Source organism: Fusobacterium varium (assembly GCA_021531615.1).
In the GTDB taxonomy this organism is placed as follows: domain Bacteria; phylum Fusobacteriota; class Fusobacteriia; order Fusobacteriales; family Fusobacteriaceae; genus Fusobacterium_A; species Fusobacterium_A varium_C.
In genome coordinates, this window is sequence record JADYUE010000041.1 from 1 (window position 1) to 19,743 (window position 19,743).

16 protein-coding genes are annotated in these 19,743 nt (G+C 29.2%); 10 read left to right on the plus strand and 6 right to left on the minus strand.

The window, feature by feature from the left end; genetic code table 11:
- Window positions 1-143: 143 nt before the first annotated feature.
- The 3 genes from I6E31_10370 to I6E31_10380 all read right to left on the minus strand — a co-directional run bounded on the left by I6E31_10370 (window position 144) and on the right by I6E31_10380 (window position 2,149).
- Window positions 144-431 (minus strand): HU family DNA-binding protein, encoded by a 288-nt coding sequence (locus I6E31_10370; protein ID MCF2640370.1) that lies wholly within the window; start codon window positions 429-431, stop codon window positions 144-146.
- Window positions 424-717: an HU family DNA-binding protein gene (locus tag I6E31_10375; protein ID MCF2640371.1), complete on the minus strand. Its 294-nt coding sequence runs from the start codon at window positions 715-717 to the stop codon at window positions 424-426. The genes I6E31_10370 and I6E31_10375 overlap by 8 nt, the downstream gene beginning before the upstream one ends.
- A gap of 106 nt (window positions 718-823) precedes the next feature.
- Window positions 824-2,149 (minus strand): HlyC/CorC family transporter, encoded by a 1,326-nt coding sequence (locus tag I6E31_10380; GenBank protein ID MCF2640372.1) that lies wholly within the window; start codon window positions 2,147-2,149, stop codon window positions 824-826.
- A gap of 352 nt (window positions 2,150-2,501) precedes the next feature.
- Here I6E31_10380 and I6E31_10385 point away from each other — a divergent pair, with 352 nt between their 5' ends.
- Genes I6E31_10385 through I6E31_10415 form a run of 7 tightly spaced genes read left to right on the plus strand, consistent with a single transcriptional unit; the run spans window position 2,502 to window position 12,952 of the window.
- Window positions 2,502-3,290 (plus strand): TrmB family transcriptional regulator, encoded by a 789-nt coding sequence (locus I6E31_10385; GenBank protein ID MCF2640373.1) that lies wholly within the window; start codon window positions 2,502-2,504, stop codon window positions 3,288-3,290.
- 14 nt (window positions 3,291-3,304) lie between these two features.
- A complete protein-coding gene (malQ, locus tag I6E31_10390; GenBank protein MCF2640374.1) occupies window positions 3,305-4,810 on the plus strand; it encodes a 4-alpha-glucanotransferase in 1,506 nt (501 codons plus the stop codon).
- A 26-nt stretch (window positions 4,811-4,836) separates the two neighbouring features.
- Window positions 4,837-7,224 (plus strand): glycogen/starch/alpha-glucan phosphorylase, encoded by a 2,388-nt coding sequence (locus tag I6E31_10395; GenBank protein MCF2640375.1) that lies wholly within the window; start codon window positions 4,837-4,839, stop codon window positions 7,222-7,224.
- A gap of 23 nt (window positions 7,225-7,247) precedes the next feature.
- A complete protein-coding gene (gene glgB / locus I6E31_10400; GenBank protein ID MCF2640376.1) occupies window positions 7,248-9,155 on the plus strand; it encodes a 1,4-alpha-glucan branching protein GlgB in 1,908 nt (635 codons plus the stop codon).
- Window positions 9,156-9,214: 59 nt separating this feature from the next.
- A complete protein-coding gene (locus I6E31_10405; GenBank protein ID MCF2640377.1) occupies window positions 9,215-10,360 on the plus strand; it encodes a glucose-1-phosphate adenylyltransferase in 1,146 nt (381 codons plus the stop codon).
- A 22-nt stretch (window positions 10,361-10,382) separates the two neighbouring features.
- Window positions 10,383-11,546 (plus strand): glucose-1-phosphate adenylyltransferase subunit GlgD, encoded by a 1,164-nt coding sequence (gene glgD / locus I6E31_10410; protein MCF2640378.1) that lies wholly within the window; start codon window positions 10,383-10,385, stop codon window positions 11,544-11,546.
- 26 nt (window positions 11,547-11,572) lie between these two features.
- Window positions 11,573-12,952, plus strand: coding sequence for a glycogen synthase (locus I6E31_10415; protein MCF2640379.1), 1,380 nt, complete (start codon window positions 11,573-11,575; stop codon window positions 12,950-12,952).
- Window positions 12,953-13,482: 530 nt separating this feature from the next.
- On the opposite strand, the gene I6E31_10420 is transcribed toward I6E31_10415, so the two are convergent.
- Both I6E31_10420 and I6E31_10425 read right to left on the minus strand, forming a co-directional pair.
- Window positions 13,483-14,841, minus strand: coding sequence for a PFL family protein (locus I6E31_10420; protein ID MCF2640380.1), 1,359 nt, complete (start codon window positions 14,839-14,841; stop codon window positions 13,483-13,485).
- Window positions 14,842-14,876: 35 nt separating this feature from the next.
- Entirely contained in the window at window positions 14,877-15,146 is a 270-nt protein-coding gene (locus I6E31_10425) for an ACT domain-containing protein (GenBank protein MCF2640381.1), read from the minus strand.
- Window positions 15,147-15,536: 390 nt separating this feature from the next.
- On the opposite strand from I6E31_10425, the gene I6E31_10430 reads away from it, so the two are divergent.
- On the plus strand, window positions 15,537-16,403 hold the full coding sequence (locus I6E31_10430; protein MCF2640382.1) for a DUF4438 domain-containing protein: 867 nt from the start codon (window positions 15,537-15,539) through the stop codon (window positions 16,401-16,403).
- 67 nt (window positions 16,404-16,470) lie between these two features.
- On the opposite strand, the gene I6E31_10435 is transcribed toward I6E31_10430, so the two are convergent.
- Window positions 16,471-17,973 (minus strand): YifB family Mg chelatase-like AAA ATPase, encoded by a 1,503-nt coding sequence (locus I6E31_10435; protein ID MCF2640383.1) that lies wholly within the window; start codon window positions 17,971-17,973, stop codon window positions 16,471-16,473.
- 163 nt (window positions 17,974-18,136) lie between these two features.
- Here I6E31_10435 and I6E31_10440 point away from each other — a divergent pair, with 163 nt between their 5' ends.
- Both I6E31_10440 and I6E31_10445 read left to right on the plus strand, forming a co-directional pair.
- Entirely contained in the window at window positions 18,137-18,706 is a 570-nt protein-coding gene (locus I6E31_10440; GenBank protein MCF2640384.1) for a manganese efflux pump, read from the plus strand.
- 17 nt (window positions 18,707-18,723) lie between these two features.
- Complete coding sequence (locus I6E31_10445; GenBank protein MCF2640385.1) at window positions 18,724-19,599, plus strand: LysR family transcriptional regulator; 876 nt, start codon at window positions 18,724-18,726, stop codon at window positions 19,597-19,599.
- The last annotated feature ends 144 nt before the right edge of the window (window positions 19,600-19,743 follow it).

Genomic DNA, 19,743 nt, shown 5'->3' on the forward strand with positions numbered 1-19,743 from the left:
TAAACTTTTAAATAAATAAATTTTATCATAGAAAGTACTAATTTACAGAAATAAGTTCACACCCTCTTTTTTAACAAAAAAAGACTCAAATTTATTTTTAATCTGAGTCTTAATTTTGGTTGTAACTATTCTAAATTAGATAATTATTTCTCCTTGTTAAATAACTTATTTAAATTAGGAGAAGCTCTAAATTTAATGGTTTTTTCTGGAGGTAATTTAATAATTCCATTATCTCTAGGATTTCCAATATTTTTTTCTTTCTTTTCAATTAATTCAAAAGTTCCTTTTCCAAAAAAAGAAACTTTTCCTTGTGCCATTAAAACATTTTTTAATGTAATAAAGAGAATATTAATATCTTCTTGAGCCTCTTTAAATTCAAGTAACCCACCACTTTTTTCCATGTATCTTAAGATAAAATCTTTCTTATTCATTATTTTTCACCCCATTTAAACATTTCTTTAAAGAATCTCCAACTTTAAATTTTACAATACATGTACCATTTGTATAACCTATTTGTTGTGAATAAGGTGATGAGTATCTTCGTGGTTTATTTCTTTTTACAAGAAATTTTCCAACATATCTAAAGTTTACTTGATCATCCTCTTGTAAAGTTTCAGCTAAAGTTTCCCAAAATAAATTGATTTTTTTCTTGGCTTCATAAATACTTCTTGACTTTCTATTTATTTTATATAAAAGTATGAAGTCAGTTTCTTTCAATTTTTCTCCCCCCTATTTCAAATTTTTAGATTGAAGCTTCATTTGGTATATTTATTACTTTATAAGTAAGAGAAAGTCAATAGTTGAAAGAAAAATACCTTTAAACTTAAATTTCTTTGGGAAGTTCAGGAATATTTACTCTATTTACAAGAAGTTGATCAACTTTAAAATTGTCAACATCTACAACTTCAAAAGTATAATTTTCAAACTCAACTTTAGCAGCTTTTTTAGGGATACTTTTTAACATGTACATCATAAATCCAGCAATAGTTTCATAAGTATCCTCTTCAGGAAATTTTTCTATTTCTAAAACTTTTTTAACATCTTCAATAGGAGTGACACCATCAATTAACCATGATCCTTCTCCTCTACAAATAATTTGTTGCTCATCTTGATCTTGATATACGATATCTCCCATTAAAGTATTTACAACGTCATTAAGAGTAACCAATCCTACTACATGTCCATATTCATTTAAAATAATAGCAAAATCATCTCTAGCTTCATTAAATCTATCTAAAGCTTCTGAAAGAGTAAGTGTATTAGGAATAATCAACAGAGAGGTATTTGTGATCTCTTGAATATCGTGTAAACCACTAATTTCACCTTTTAAAATTCTAGGCAAAATATCTTTAGAATCAACATATCCAATTAAAGAATCAATTTCGTTTTGACAAACTAAGAATTTAGAATGAGGATAGTTTGCTATCTTATCTTTTATACTTTCCTCTCCCTCTTCAACAGTAAGATATATAATTTCATCTCTTGTAGTCATAATTGAAGAAACCCATCTAGTATCTAATTCAAAAATATTTTCAATTAAAGAGTGTTCCTTTTTTTGAACGACTCCTGCTTCAGCTCCAGCATCAACAACAGCAAAAATATCATCATATGTTATAATATCATTTCTAGTTTGAGGCACTTTAAAAATTTTAAATATAAATGAGGCAATTCCATTGAAAATAAGAATTAGTGGTTTGAAGATACAGATTAAAAATAGCATAGGTTTTATAATGTTTACAGCAATTTTTTCAGGTGAAACCATTGATAATCTTTTTGGAATAAGATCAGCAAACTCAATGAATAATCCAGTAATAATAAAGAAAGAAACAAAACTTCCAATCATTTCTGCTTTTGCTGAAAGGAAAGGCAACCAAGTAATAACAAAATTTTTAACCCAAGGAGTTGCTATATTATCTCCAAGTATACCACCCATTATTGCAATAGCATTTATTCCAATTTGAACTACTGTGAAAAAGTTTCCAGACATCTGTTGAATCTCTAAAACTTTAGCAGCATTTTCATTTCCCTCTTCAATCATCACTTGAAGTTTCATTTTTCTAGCAGAAGCTAAAGAAATTTCACTCATAGATAAGAAAACACTCATTAATACAAGAATAAAAATAAAGACAATCCTAAAAAAAATATTCATAATATCGCTCCTAATCATAGTATTTATATATTATATTTTTTGCACACTTAAAATTAATACAATAAAATTATATCATATTTTTATAATTAGTGTCATGTGAAATTTTTCAGAAAGAAGCTTTATTAAAATTATGAATTAATAATTCAAAAAAATAAATTGACTATTAATTTTTATATAATAAATAAAAATTAAAAATAGATAGTATTAAAAAAATATATCTAAATAATTTATAAAATGTTAGATAGATAAACATTTTTATAAGAAATATGATTGAATAAATCAAGAATTTGAAGTATAATGAGTATATAAAATAGTAGTACTAAAAAGAACTACTCATTAAAAGGAGCAAGATATGCAAGATGTAATAGATAAACTAATGGGGTTTGGTTTTACTAAAACAGAAGCGACAGTTTATGTGACTCTTTTAAAACTTGGAAAGATGAATGGATATAAATTAGCTAAAGAACTTAATATTTCTCGTTCTAATGTTTATCAAACACTGGAGTCGTTATATAAAAAGGGATATGTATTTATGACTCCTGGAGATAGTAAAGAGTATGAAGCAAAAGATCCTGAGATATTATTTAGAGAGTTAGAAGTAGGATTTTATGAAAATTTAGAGATAGCTAAAAAACAATTAAAAAATGTAAAAAAAGCTCCTAAAGAAAATTATTATTTGAGAATAGAGGGTTATGATAATATTTTAAAAACTCTGCAAGGGATAATAAAAAATGCAGAGAAAGAAATTTATATGAATATAGATTTCCCATTGGAAATAATAGAAAGTCAGTTGAGAGAAGCTGCAAGTAAAGGAGTAAGAATAATTATCTTTTCTTTTAATAAATTGAAAGAGATAAATGTTAAAGGGATAGAATACTATCACAAAACAGACGCTTGTGAAGATTATAAACATTCAAAAAGAATAATGATTGTAGTAGATTTGAAAAAAAGTTTTGTTGTTACTAACTCTAGAGAAAAGATAACAGGAACTTTAACTGATAATCCAGAATATATTCAAATAATTTCTGAGCATATACATAGTGATATATATATGGCAAGGTTAGCAGAATTATATGAAAAATCATTTGAGGAAAATATATCAATAAATAGTTTACATGAAAAGAAAAATTTTATATATTAAGAGCAGGTGAAAAGATGTTTGAAAGAAGTAGTGGTATTTTAATGCATATAAGTTCCCTACCAAGTGAATATGGAATTGGGGATTTTGGAAAAAAGGCTTATGAATTTGTTGATTTTTTAAAGAAAAGTGAACAAAAATTATGGCAAGTTCTTCCAATGGGACCTACTGGATATGGAGATTCTCCATACCAATCTTTTTCAACATATGCAGGAAACCCATATTTTATAGATATAGAAGATCTTTATCAATTAGGATATTTAGATGAAGATGATTTAAATTATATGAAAGAGATAAATTATAGCGATAATCTTGACTATGAGCAATTATATGAAAGAAAAACAATAGTTCTAAAAAAAGCTTTTGAAGAATTTAAAAAAGAAACTAGAGAAAATATAGTTGATGATTTTAAAAAATTTAAAGCTGAGAATAGTTGGTGGCTAGATAATTATTCGCTATATATGTCTTTAAAATTTAAATTTGATGGTAAATCTTGGCAAGATTGGTCAAAGGATTATAAATATAGAAATGTAAAGAAAATGTTAATAGATGAAGAAATAAAGAAAAATATGGATTATTTTTCATTTGTGCAGTATACTTTCTATAAGCAATGGTTTAAGTTAAAAGAGTATGCTAATTCAAATGGTATAAAAATAATTGGAGATATTCCAATTTTTGTTGCCACAGATAGTGCAGATACTTGGTCAAATTCAGAAATATTTCAATTTGATAAGTATAAAAGACCTAAAAGAGTTGCTGGATGTCCACCAGATTATTTCAGTAAAGATGGACAATTATGGGGAAATGTTCTCTATGATTGGAAAAAATTAAAAGAAAGTGGTTATAAGTGGTGGGTAAAAAGAATAGAGTATAGTTTTAAAATATATGATGTAGTAAGAATAGATCACTTTAGAGGTTTTGAAGCTTATTGGAGTATTTCAGCTAAGGATAAAACAGCTGTAAAAGGACATTGGGAAAAAGGTCCAGGTATTGAATTCTTTAGAGTACTAGAAAGAAGAATAGGTAAAAAACCGATAATAGCTGAGGATTTAGGACTTCTTACAGATGGGGTAAGAAAACTTTTAAAAAGAAGTGAATTCCCAGGAATGAAAATTTTAGAATTTGCTTTTGATTCTGATGACAGTGATTATTTACCACATAAATATGAAAAAAATTCAGTAGCTTATACAGGGACTCATGATAATAACACAGTTGAAGGATGGTATAAAGGAATATCACCAGAAACAAAATTCTATTGCGATGAGTATTTAAAAAAATATTTAGTAGAGAAAAATTGCAATTATTGGGATCCTATAAATTGGAGATTTATAAATGCAATATGGGCTTCAGAGGCTAACATAGCAATTGTACAGATGCAAGATCTACTAGGAATAGGAGAAGAGGGAAGAATGAATGCGCCTTCAACTCTTGGTAAAAACTGGAAATGGAGAATGCAATCTCATGAACTAACAGAGGAGATTGCAGAAAATTTAAAGAACGTTACTAGAAAGTTTTACAGATAGAAACACTAATATTAAAGGGAGAGAAAATGAGAGTAGGAAAAGAAGAATTAAGAAAACAAATTGAAAAGTATGTTAAAGTAAGCTTTGGAAAAGAGATTTCTGAAGCTACTGAATTTGAAGTGTACAGAGCTTTAGGGCAAGCTATAATGGAAGATATAGCTGAAGATTGGTATGAGACTAATAAACTTTATTCTCAAAAGAAACAAGCTTATTATTTCTCAGCAGAGTTTTTAATGGGAAGAGCTTTAGGAAATAACCTTATTAACCTTGGAGTTTTAGATGAAGTTAAAGAAGTTTTAACAGAATTAGGAATAGATTATAATAAAGTAGAAGATGCAGAAGAAGATTCAGCTTTAGGTAATGGTGGACTTGGAAGACTAGCAGCATGTTTCCTTGATTCACTAGCTACTTTAAATTTACCAGGACATGGATATGGAATAAGATATAGAAATGGTATTTTTAACCAATCATTTAAAGACGGATATCAAGTTGAAAAACCAGAAACTTGGTTAAAATATGGAGATGTATGGTCAGTTATGAGACCTGCTGATGAAGTAATTGTAAGTTTTGGTGATGGAAGTGTAAGAGCTGTTCCTTATGATATGCCTATTATTGGATATGGAACAAGAAACATAAATACTTTAAGACTTTGGGAAGCTAAATCTTTAGTAGATCTTGATTTAGGAAAATTCAACCAACAAGATTATCTACATGCAACTCAAGATAAAACAAGAGCAGAAGATATTTCAAGAGTACTTTACCCAAATGATTCAACAGATGAAGGTAAAAAATTAAGATTAAAACAACAATATTTCTTTGTATCAGCATCATTACAAGATATTTTAAGAAAATATAAAAGACTTCATGGAAGTAACTTTGATGAGTTCCCAGAATATGTAGCTATTCAATTAAATGATACTCACCCAGTTATAGCTATACCTGAATTAATGAGATTATTCGTAGATTTAGAAGGGCTTTCATGGGAAAAAGCATGGAGTATAGTTGAAAAAACTTTCTCATATACAAACCATACTATTCTAGCTGAAGCACTTGAAAAATGGTGGGTAGGATTATATGAACAAGTTGTACCAAGAGTATATCAAATAACTCAAGGAATTAACAATCAATTAAGAGGATTCTTAGCTGAAAGATTCCCAAATGATCCTGCAAGACAAGATAGAATGTCAATAATTCAAGGAAATATGATTCATATGGCATGGCTTGCTATCTACGGAACACATGCTACAAATGGAGTTGCAGCACTACATACTGAAATTCTTAAACATAAAGAATTAAAAGATTGGTATGAATTATATCCAGAAAGATTCTTAAATAAAACAAATGGAATAACTCAAAGAAGATGGCTACTTCAATCTAACCCAGAGTTATCAGCACTTATCACAGAACTAATTGGAAATGAATGGATTACTGATTTAAGTCAATTAAAGAAATTAGAAGCATATGTAGATGATGAAGAAGTATTGAAAAAATTATTATCTATTAAACATGCTAAAAAAATAGAACTTGTAAAATATTTAAGAGAAGTTCAAGGAATAGAAGTAAATCCAAACTCTATATTTGATATTCAAATTAAGAGATTACATGAGTACAAAAGACAACTTTTAAATATCTTCCATGTAATAGGATTATATAATAAATTAAAATTAAATCCTTCAATGTCTTTCCAACCAGTAACATATATTTATGGAGCTAAAGCAGCACCAGGATACTTAGTTGCTAAAGGAATTATCAGATTAATAAATGAAGTCGCTCAAGTTATTAATAAAGACCCAGAAACAAATGGAAAATTAAGAATAGTATTTGTTGAAAACTATAGAGTATCAGTAGCACAAAAATTATTCCCAGCAGCAGATATATCAGAACAAATTTCAACAGCAGGAAAAGAAGCTTCAGGAACAGGAAATATGAAATTTATGCTAAATGGAGCTCTTACAATAGGAACACTTGATGGTGCAAACGTTGAAATAGTAGAAGAAGCTGGAGAAGAAAATAACTTCATCTTTGGATTAAAAGTAAATGAAATTGAAGAGATGAGAGCTAAAGGATATGATCCTCATGTACCTTATAATTCAGTAGAAGGATTAAAGAAAATAGTAGATTCTCTAATAGATGGAACATTTAATGATCTAGGAACAGGAATTTATGGAACTATTCATAGATCACTTATGGAAAATGCTCCTTGGCATCAAGCAGATCAATACTTTGTATTAGAAGATTTCGAAGCTTATAGAAATGCTCAAAAAAGAATAAATGTTGAATATAGAGATAGATTAGGTTGGGCTAAAAAACAATTAATGAACATTGCAAATGCAGGTAAATTCTCATCAGATAGAACAATAAAAGAGTATGCAGATGAAATTTGGTTTATAGAACCAGCTAAATTGGAAGACTAATATCATCAGGAGGTGATATTTTAATGGAAAGAGAATTAGATATATATCTTTTTCATAGAGGAGAACATAGGGAAGCATATAACTATATGGGGGCTCATTGTACAAAAAAATCAGTGATTTTTAGAGTATGGGCTCCCCATGCTAAATCAGTAGCAGTAGTTGGTGACTTTAATAATTGGGATGGAAGTAACCATATGATGAACAAAATCAATGCTGAAGGAATATGGGAACTAGAGATACCTAAATTAAAGAAAATGGAAAAATATAAATATAGAGTAGAAGATAGCAATGGGAATGTTGTAATGAAAGCAGACCCATATGCTTTCTATTCAGAAGTTAGACCAAATACAGCTTCAATTGTATATGATGTTCCAAAATTCAGATGGGCAGATAAAAGATGGCTAAATAAAAGAACAACAGGTTTAAATAAGCCAATAAATATCTATGAAGTTCATTTAGGTTCATGGAAAAGAGGAATTCATGGAGAATGGTTAAATTATAGAGATTCAGCAATGATGTTATGTGAGTATTTAAAAGAGATGAACTATACTCATGTTGAAATTATGCCATTAAACGAGTATCCACTAGATGCTTCATGGGGATATCAAGCAACAGGATATTATTCTGTAACAAGTCGTTATGGAACTCCAGAAGATTTTATGTTCTTTGTAAATTTAATGCATAAAAATAATATAGGGGTAATTCTTGACTGGGTACCTGGACACTTCTGTAAAGATGCTCATGGATTGTATAAATTTGATGGAACTCCATGTTATGAATACCAAGATGAAAGACTTGGAGAAAATCAAGAGTGGGGAACATGTAACTTTGATGTAACTAGAAATGAGGTAAAAAGTTTCCTTATTTCAAACTTAACTTATTGGTTTAAAGAGTTTCATATAGATGGAGTACGTATGGATGCAGTGGCAAATATGCTATATCTTTCATATGGAAAAAATGGAGAAAAGATAACAAATCAATATGGTGGACAAGAAAATCTAGGAGCAGTGGATTTCTTTAAAGAGATGAACTCAATTATTCATGATGACTTTCCAAATGTATTGGTAGTAGCAGAAGATTCAACTGCTTGGCCACTTGTAACTAAACATCCAATAGATGGGGGATTAGGATTTGATAGCAAGTGGAATATGGGATGGATGAATGATACTTTAAAGTATTTTAGTACAGATCCACTTTTTAGAAAAGATCATCATGGAAAATTAACATTCTCATTTATGTATGCTTTTTCAGAAAACTATGTTTTACCATTGTCACATGATGAAGTTGTACATGGAAAGAAATCTATTGTAGATAAAATGCCAGGATATCAAGAGGATAAATTAGCTCATACAAGAGCATTATACTCTTATCAAATGGCTCATCCAGGAAAAAAACTTAATTTCATGGGTAATGAATTTGCTCATGGATTGGAATGGAGATTCTATGAGTCTCTTGAGTGGCATCTTATAGAGCAACATGAAGATAATAAAAATATGCAAACATTTGTTAGAGATCTAAATAAAATGTATTTAGATGAAAAATCTTTATGGGAAGATGGTGGAGATACTTTTGAATGGATTGAGCACGAAAACTATACAGAAAATATGATAGCCTTTTTAAGAAAAACAAGAGATTCTAAAGAACATATAATAATTGTTTTTAACTTTTCTGGAACAAATAAAATTAAATATAGAGTTGGAATTCCAGAAAATAAAGTATATAATGTAATTATCAACAGCGATGATAAAAAATATGGTGGGAAAGGGATTCTAAAGAAGAAAAAATATAAGCCAATTTTAGAAAGTTGGAATTATAGAGAGCAACACATTGAAATAGATATTCCTGCTAACACAGTTGTTTTTTTGAAACCTGAAAAAGAAGGGGGCTTAAAAAGAAAAACAAGTAGAAAAGTAAACAAGGAGAAAGATTAAAAAAGAAAAAATAGCTAAAGTATTAGCCAAATAGTATTAAAAAATATTAGGAGGATATTATGAAGAAAAAATCAATAATAGCTATGATATTGGCTGGAGGACAAGGAAGCCGTTTATTAGATCTTACTGAAAAAATAGCTAAACCAGCAGTTGCTTTCGGGGGAAAATATAGAATAATCGACTTTGCATTAAGTAACTGTTCAAACTCTGGAATTGACACAGTAGGAGTACTTACTCAATATGAACCACATGTATTAAATGATCACATTGGAATAGGATCACCTTGGGACTTAGATAGAATGGATGGAGGAGTTACAGTACTTCAACCACATACTAAGAAAAATGATGAAGGTGGATGGTATAAAGGTACAGCAAATGCTATCTATCAAAATATAAGATTTATAGACAAATATGAACCAGAAAATGTTCTTATTCTTTCTGGAGACCATATCTATAAAATGGATTATGACAAAATGTTAAAATTCCATAAAGAAAACGATGCTGATGCAACTATTGGTGTATTTAACGTACCTTTAAAAGATGCTCCAAGCTTTGGAATCATGAATACAAATCCAGATTATTCAATCTATGAATTTGAAGAAAAACCAAAAGAACCAAAGAGCACTCTTGCATCAATGGGAATCTATATTTTTAAATGGGATTTATTAAAACAATATTTAATTGAAGATGAAAAAGATCCAAACTCAAGTAATGACTTTGGTAAAAACATAATTCCTAATCTTTTAAATGATCATAAAAAACTTATGGCATATCCATTTAAAGGATACTGGAAAGATGTTGGAACTATAGAAAGTTTCTGGGATGCTCATATGGATCTATTAAAACCAGATAATGAATTAAATATTTTTGATAAGAACTGGAAAATAAACACTCGTCAAGGTGTATATCCACCATTATATGTAAGTGACGATGCAATAGTTTTAAGTTCACTTGTAGATAAAGGGTGTGAAATAGAAGGAGAAGTTAGAAACTCTGTAATATTCCCTGGAGTAAAAATTGGAAAAAATAGTAAAGTTATCAATTCAGTAGTAATGCAAAACACTATAATTGAAGAAAACGTTATTATCAACAAAGCTATCATTGCTAATGATGTAACTGTTAAGAAAAACACAGTAATTGGTGACGATGAACATATTGCAATAATAGGACAAGGAAAAACAGTAAAAAGTGAAGCTATAAAATAGGCTTGCGAGGGAGGAAATTATTATGCTAAATAACTATATGGCTATAATATTTTTAGCCGAATCTTTAGATAATATCAGATCACTTACAAAAATGAGACCACTTGCTTCTCTTCCAGTTGGAGGAACTTATAGAATAATAGATTTTTCATTATCAAATCTTGTAAATGCAGGAATTAGAAATGTTGGAATATTTGGTGGAAATGAAGATCTTAACTCATTAACTGACCATATAGGAAGAGGAACTGAATGGGATTTAGATAGAAAAAAAGATGGAATATTCATCTTTAAACAAATGGCAGACTCAACTTACTCTACAAATATAAAAAGAGTAAAGAAAAATATGGAATACTTCTTCCGTAGTAAACAACAAAATGTTGTTGTAATGAGTTCTCATATGATTTGTAATATAGATATTGCAGATGTAGTAAAAAAACATGAAGAAAGCGGAAAAGATGTAACTTTAGTTTATAAAACAGTAGATAATGCTAACTCAAGATTTGACAACTGTGATAGTGTTAAATTAGGAGAAAATGGAGAAATTACTGGAATAGGACAAAACTTATTCTTCAAAAAAGATGAAAATATCTCTCTAGAAATCTTTGTATTGAAAAAAGAATTACTAATTAAATTAATTTGTGATGGAATTCAAAATGGAGCTTACTATACAGTAAGAGATCTAATCTCTAGAAATGTTGGAAGAGTTTCTATTAATGGATATGAATTTAAAGGATACTTAGCATGTATCAACTCAACTAAAGAGTACTTTGACTTCAATATGGATCTATTAAATAAAGAAGTTAGAGATGATGTATTTAAGAAAGATGATAGAAATATCTTTACTAAAACAAAAGATACTCCACCTTCAATGTTTAAAAAATCAGCTCAAGTTGTAAATTCTATTATTGCTAATGGATGTATATTAGGAGGAGAAGTTAAAAACTCTATCCTTGCTAGAGGAGCAGTTGTAGAAGAAGGAGCAATAGTTGAAGATAGTATAATTCTTCAAGATAGTGTTGTAAAAGCAGGAGCAGTATTAAAAAATATTATAGTTGATAAAAATAATGTTATCAAATGTAATGAAAAACTTATTGCTTCTAAAAACTATCCATTAGTTATAGAAAAAAGTGTTAAATGGGATGTTGAACACTATAAAGATTTATTAGACTATTTAAAGGGAAAAGAGTAGGTTTTAAAGCAAAAGGAGGGTAGTAAATGAAGATACTTTTTGCAACTGGAGAAGCATGGCCTTTTGTAAAAACAGGGGGACTAGGAGACGTAGCTTATTCTCTACCAAAAGCACTGAAAAAAGAGAAAATAGATGTTAGAGTTATCATGCCTAAATATGGGAATATACCTGAAAAATATAGAAATGAGATGAAACATCTAGGAGATAAACAAATTTGGGTAGCTCACCACAATGAGTATGTAGGAATAGATAGTTATGAATTAGAAGGAGTAACTTACTATTTTGTTGACAATGAAAGATATTTTAAGAGAGATAAAGTCTATGGTGAGGGAGATGATTGTGAAAGATTCACATTCTTTGCTAAAGCTGTAGTTGAAACTTTCTATATAACTGGATTTGAACCAGATATCATTCATTGTAATGACTGGCATACAGGACTTGTGCCAATCTACTTAAAAGAACGTGGATTAAATGATATAAAAACTATCTTTACTATTCATAATCTTAGATTCCAAGGATTCTTCTTTAATAATGTAATTGAGAACACATTAGAAATAGATAGAAACAAATATTTCCAAGAAGATGGAATTAAATATTATGATATGATCTCTTTCTTAAAAGGAGGAGTAGTTTATTCTGATTTTGTTACTACAGTTAGTGACTCATATGCAGAAGAGATTAAAACTCCAGAATTAGGAGAGGGATTAGATGGTCTATTTAGAAAATTTGACTATAAATTAAAAGGAATTGTAAATGGAATAGATGGTAATGTATATAAAGTTCCTAGAAAAGGTAAGAAAAGATTAAAAGCTGAATTACAAGAAAAATTAGGATTGAAAAAAGAGCCAGATGTTCCATTAGTTGCAATAATCACTAGATTAGATAGACAAAAGGGAATAGATATGATTGCTGAAGTCTTTGATAAGATGATGGACTTAGGAATTCAATTTATTCTTTTAGGAAATGGTGAACCTAAATATGAAGATTTCTTTAAATGGAAAGAGAGACAATATCCAGGAAAGGTTTGCTCATATATAGGATTTAACCAACCACTTTCAATAGATATTTATAGTGGAGCAGATATGTTCCTAATGCCTTCAATTTTTGAACCTTGTGGATTATCTCAAATGATAGCAATGAGATATAGTTGTGTTCCTATTGTTAGAGAAACTGGAGGTTTAAAAGATACTGTAACTCCATATAATGAGTTTACAGGAGAGGGAGATGGATTTGGATTTAAAAATGTAAGTGGAGAGGAACTATTAAAAACTTTAGAATATGCAATCTCTGTTTATAAAGATAAACCTCAATGGGAAAAAGTTGTTAAAAATGCTAAAGCAAGAGATAACAACTGGGATACTTCTGCTAAGAAATATATAGAACTATATAAAAAAGTAGAAGAGTAATTAATAAAAATTAAATAGTAATTTTATAGAGCTGTAATAGATTGGAGAATCAATCTATATGGCTCTATTTTTTATATTTGTTAAACTATAATTTCCAAAAGTAGAGGAGTGTAAACGACTACTACTTTTGAGACGCAGAAACGAAGTTTCTGTGATCCTTAAATTTCTATTAACAAAACTTATATTTTTTAATACTCCTAATATCAGCTAAATGTAATTTGGAGAAGAATATTAGAGAGAGTCACGAAATCTGACGCTAAAAATTCCGACGTGTTTGAGACGAAGTCGAGTTTCGGAATTTTAGTCAGATGAGTATTACTCTCTCTTTATTCTTTGACATGGAATTTAGCTGATATTTAAAAGAAATAGAGATAACTAAACTTGACTAATAATCGCTAATGCAAAGGAACTTTGCTGTAAAACTAACGATATATTAGAGAACCTAGCTTAGCTAGATAAATTATAGTTTAATAAATAAAAAATGCCAAAAAGAGAAAACTCTCTTTTCAGCATTTATAAATCTTTTAAAATTAGTTTTTAAAGCTATGGATAGGAGCAGGAACTCTTCCACCTCTATTAACAAATTTTTCACAACTAAATTTATTAACAGCCATTATTGGAGCATATCCTAAAAGTCCACCAAATTCAACTTGATCTCCTACATCTTTTCCAACTACTGGGATAAGTCTAGCAGCAGTTGTTTTATTGTTTACCATTCCAATTGCTGCTTCGTCAGCTATAATTCCTGAAATAGTTGCTGCTGATGTATTTCCAGGGATAGCAATCATATCAAGTCCAACTGAACATACACAAGTCATAGCTTCAAGTTTTTCTAATGTAAGTGCTCCTAATTCTGCAGCTTCAATCATGGCATGATCTTCACTTACAGGGATGAAAGCTCCACTTAGTCCTCCAACATATGAAGATGCCATAACTCCACCTTTTTTAACATTATCGTTAAGAATAGCAAGTGCAGCAGTTGTTCCTGGTGCTCCAGCTTGTTCTAATCCCATTTCTTGGAATATCTCTGCAATACTATCTCCAACAGCAGGAGTAGGTGCTAATGATAAATCTATAATTCCAAAAGGAACATTTAATCTTTTTGAAGCTTCTTGAGCTACTAATTGTCCAACTCTTGTTATTTTAAATGCAGTTTTCTTAACTACTTCACAAAGAGTTTCAAAATCAGCATCTCTAGCTTCTGTAAGAGCTTTTTTAACAACTCCAGGTCCACTAACTCCAACGTTAATTACACAGTCAGCTTCTCCAACACCATGGAATGCTCCAGCCATAAATGGGTTATCCTCAACTGCATTACAGAAAACTACAAATTTAGCACAACCAATACTATCTCTATCTTTTGTAAGTTCAGCAGTTTCTTTTATAATTTCTCCCATTTTTTTAACTGCATTCATATTTAATCCATTTCTTGAAGTTCCTATATTAACAGATGAACATACTCTTTCAGTTACTGCAAGTGCTTCTGGGATAGAATCAAGAAGAATTCTATCAGAAGGAGTACACCCTTTTTGTACAAGAGCAGAGAATCCACCTATAAAGTTAACTCCACAAGCTTCAGCAGCTTTATCTAAAGTTTTAGCAATACTTACATAAGAATCTGTTTTACATCCTGCTGCAGCTATTGCAATAGGAGTTACAGATATTCTTTTGTTTACAACTGGTATTCCAAAATGTTTTGCAATTTCATCTCCAACTTTTACTAAGTCTTTAGCATAAGTTGTTATTTTTTTATATATATTTTCGTTAAATTTATTTATATCTGGATCAGCACAATCTATCAGACTAATACCCATAGTTATAGTACGTACATCAAGATTCTCTTCAGCAATCATTCTATTTGTTTCTTGAATCTCCACTCTGGAAATCATATTAATTTTCCTCCTATAAACCCTTTATTTAATAATTAGATACGGTGCATACAATTAAAGATATCTTCATGTTGCATTGAAACAATAACACCTAGCTCTTTTCCTATTCCTTTTAGCTCTTCAGCAGCTACTTCCATAGGTTTTGATATTTTAGAAATATCAACAATCATCATCATATTAAAATATCCATCTACAATAGTTTGAGAAATATCAAGGATATTTATATTTACCTCTGATAAATAAGCACATGTTTTAGCTATGATACCTACTTTATCCTTACCAAATACAGTAATAACACACTTCATTTTCTTCCTCCTGAAATTTTTAATTTATATGAATAGTTTTTGAACAACTTTGAAATATTATTTTATTATAGCAAAAAATATGATTTTTTACAACGGAAAAAGGATTTTACTAAAAAAAATTTTTTTGTTTTTTTTCTAAAACTATCTTTAAACTTTAAAAGTAATTATATAAATTATTTTGTCAAATATTTCAACCTTTTTGTAACATAATTGTCACATTGTATTGTTATATTAAAACTATAAAATCTTTCCCCAAGATGTTTTAATATATAGTTTTAGGAAATAGGATAATTTGAAGAGATGTCAAATTATCCTATTTTTCTTTACATTAAAAAAAATATATATTAAAATATATTAGAGAATCACTAAAAATATTTTAGGAGGATTAAGATGATAAAAACAAATAAAGAATTTTTAGTTAAACAATCAGTTGGAGGAAAGGTTCACAGTCCAATTATAGCTTCACCTTATAGAATTTCTAGAGATGGAGTACCTATGATACTTCCTGCTACTGGAGGAATTTCATACAATGTAAAAGTTGGAGATTCTTGCATGAAATGGGTTGGGGATCATGTTGAGCCTGGTGTAAGTGTTAGAAATGAAAATACTAATGAAAATAATGCTCTTATGGTACTTGGTTGCATAGGAAATGAAGCTAAAATTATGTCTGGAGATGCTAAAGGAGCTACTGGTTTTGTAACTGGTGGACATGGTGGTATTGAACATACATTAATATATTTTGATGATGAAACTTTAGAAAAATTAAATATAGATGACAAAATTTTAGTTAAAGCTTTTGGACAAGGATTAAAAATAGAAGGATTTGATGATATTGTTTGTATGAATATAGATCCAGAGCTTTTAGAAAAAATGGATATTAGAGTTACTGAAGATGGATGTTTAGAAGTTCCAGTAGCTACTGAGATACCACCATATTTAATGGGTTCTGGTGTGGGAAGTTCAACAGCTTTCTCTGGGGATTATGATATTATGACTGGGGATAAAGAAGCTAATGAAAAATATGGTATCAATGATTTAAGATTTGGAGATATAGTTCTTCTTCAAGATTGCAATAACTGCTTTGGTAGAGATTACTTAAAAGGGTCTGTTACTATTGGAGTTGTAGTTCACAGCGACTGTATAAAAGCTGGACATGGACCAGGAGTAACAGCTATAATGAGTTGTCCTACTTCTAAAATTAAAGGAAGAAAAGATAAAAACGCTAATATAGCTTATTATATGAATGTTATGAGATAAAAATAAAAGCTATTGCAAATTAACTAAAATGTTACTTTGTAATAGCTTTTTTCTATTTTAAATTATCTTATTTCCTTCTAAAAGAAAGAGCTTCCATCAAATGAAAACGTTTTATCTCAATACTATCATCTAAATCAGCTATTGTTCTAGCAGTTTTTAAAATTTTATCATAACCTCTAGCTGAAATTCCTAACATCTGAATAGCACTTTTAAAATACTCTCTATCCTCTGGCAAAATCTTACAATATTTTTTTATATCTGAAGAGGACATATTGCTATTTAAAACTTCATCATTTCCAAACCTTTCTCTTTGAATCTCTCTAACCCTTATAACCCTCTTTCTAATCTCTTCTGAACTTTCTGCAACTGAACTATTCATAAGCTCATCTTCTGACAATCTTCTCATCTCAATATGAATATCTATTCTATCCATAATAGGACCTGAAAGCTTTTTCATATATTTAGTAACTTCATGTTGAGAACAACTGCATTTACCCCCTTCAAAATAGAACCCACATGGACAAGGATTACTCGTTCCTACTAATAAAAATTTGCTTGGAAAATTCACCTTATAATGTGCTCTTGTTATAGATATTTTTCCATCTTCTAAAGGTTGACGTAAACTTTCTAATACACTTCTTGGAAACTCTGCTAACTCATCTAAAAGTAAAATTCCATTTGATGCTAAAGTTATCTCTCCGGGGCTTATCTTTTTTCCACCACCTATAATAGCTGTTGGTGAACTTGTATGATGAGGGGCTCTAAAAGGACGTTTGTTAATAATAGGATTTTCACTATTTAACTCTCCAGCAACACTATAAATTTTAGTACTTTGAATTATCTCATTTTCTGTCATAGGTGGTAAAATTGTTATCATTCTCTTTGCTAACATTGATTTTCCTGAACCTGGACTCCCTATTAAAAGAATATTATGTCCACCTGCTGCTGCAATCTCCATTCCTCTTTTAGCTAGGGTTTGACCTTTTACCTCACTAAAATCAACTTTATACTCTATATTCAATTTTCTTTGAGGTTTTTCAAAAATAGGTTTAGTGTTATTACTTATAAAATCTGCTACCTCTTTTAAATGAGATACAGGAATAATATCTATTCCCTCAATTAAACTAGCCTCTTCTAAATTTTCTAGAGGAAGTACAACTCCTGTATAATTTTTTTCTTTGGCTAAAATCATACTATTTATTATTCCCTTTATTCCTCTTACTTTTCCATCAAGGGATAGCTCTCCAAGAAAAATATAGTTATCTAAAATGTCGTTTTTATCTCTAATATATCCCATAGCCAACATTATTCCCACAGCTATTGGCAAATCAAATTGAGCCCCCTCTTTTTTTATCCCTGCTGGGGATAGATTAACTATCATTCTTTTTGGTTCAACTTTATAATCACAATTTTTCAGAGCTGTTTTTATTCTATCTTTACTTTCAGAAATAGCAGTATCTCCTAATCCTACTATTGAAAAAATAGGAAGTCCATTGCTAATATCTATTTCTACTTCTATTAAGTAAGGTTCAACACCTAAATAACTAGAACTAAAAACTCTAATATTCATCTTTTTTCCCCCTTAAAATCCTTTTATTTAATTATAACTTTCTTTCTAAGAATAGGCTAATTTTTTATATGTAAATATTGTAATTATAAATTTTAAAGAGCTTTTAATTTTCTATAATATGTGTTATTCTATAAAAAGAAATTGTGTAATTCAGGAGGAAAAATTGAATATTTTACAAGTGATACTTATAGGAATTGGTTTATCTATGGATGCTTTTGCTATCTCTCTTTGTCATGGACTTTGCAAAAAAAATATTAGCTTAAATGATATTCTTCAACCTGCCATTATATTTGGAGGTTTTCAAGCATTGATGCCAATAATCGGATTTTTTATTGGAAGTATATTCAGTGAAAAAATTTCTCAATATGGGAATATAATTGCATTTATAATTTTAGTTTACCTAGGAATAAATATGATTAAAGAAGCTAAAAGTGAAGAGAACGAAGAGTGTAGCTGTAAAACAGATAGAGAGAATAAACTAAAAAATCTTTTATTTATGGGAATTGCTACTAGTATTGATGCTCTTGCTGTAGGATTCACTTTTTCATTAACAGAAGTAACTAATATCTATTTTCAAGGTTCAGTAATAGGAATAGTTACCTTTATTATTGCAGGATGTGGAGTTATTATGGGGCATAAATTTGGAACTCTTTTAGAGAGTAAGGCTCAATATTTAGGAGGAGCAATTTTAATTTTAATAGGAATAAAAACATTAATTGGAAACTTTTTATAGAGTTTTAGGAGGATAAAATGACTTTAAGACACTTACAAATTTTTGTAGAAGTAGCAAAATGTGGAAAAATGAGCCAAGCTGCAACTAACTTATTTGTTTCTCAACCAACAGTAAGTCAAGCTATTGGAGAACTAGAATCACATTACAATATTAAGTTATTTGAAAGATATCCTAAAACTCTTTCTATAACAGAAAAAGGAAAGATCTTTTTAGAACAGGCTAAACATGTACTAGAAGCTTTTCACACTTTAGAAACTACTATTAAAAATCCTAATTATGAATATACCTTAAATATAGGGGTAACTATAACAGTTGGAAGTTGTATTATCAGTGATATTCTAAAAGTATTTAAAGAAAAATACCCAAATATAAAGGTTAAAGTCTATGCCAATAATACTAAAGTTATTGAAGAAAAACTTTTAACAAATGAATTGGATATTGGGTTAGTTGAGGGAATGATTAAAAGTTTTACACTGATAAGCAAACCTATTATAGAAGATAGACTTGTTTTAGTTTGTGGTAGTGAGCATCCTATTTTAAAGAAAGAAAATATAAGTTTACAAGATTTAGAAAATGAAGCCTTTCTTTTAAGAGAAGAGGGAAGTGGAACAAGAGAACTTTTTATTAATTTTATGCACTCAAAGGGAGTAACTATTGATGTTACTTGGGAATGTAGTAACCCTGCTGCAATAATTCAAGGAGTAATTAATAATCATGGACTCTCTGTAATATCAGCTAGATTAATTGAAAATGAATTGAAAAATGGTAAACTTCACATAATAAATATTGAAGATTTTCAATGGCCTCGTTCATTTAAGTTAGTTTATCATAAAAATAAATATAAAAATACAGCTATAAAAAATTTTGTTGAAGTAGCTCAAGAATATAAGTAGATATAATTTAAGCTACATCTTTTATCTTAAAAATATAAGGTAGGAGATGTAGTTTTTTTATTTTATATAGGAAAAAAGGTAACTACTCAGCTATGTAGTTTACAAAAAATTAAAAATCAGCTAAAAATTAGGAGAATTTGCTTA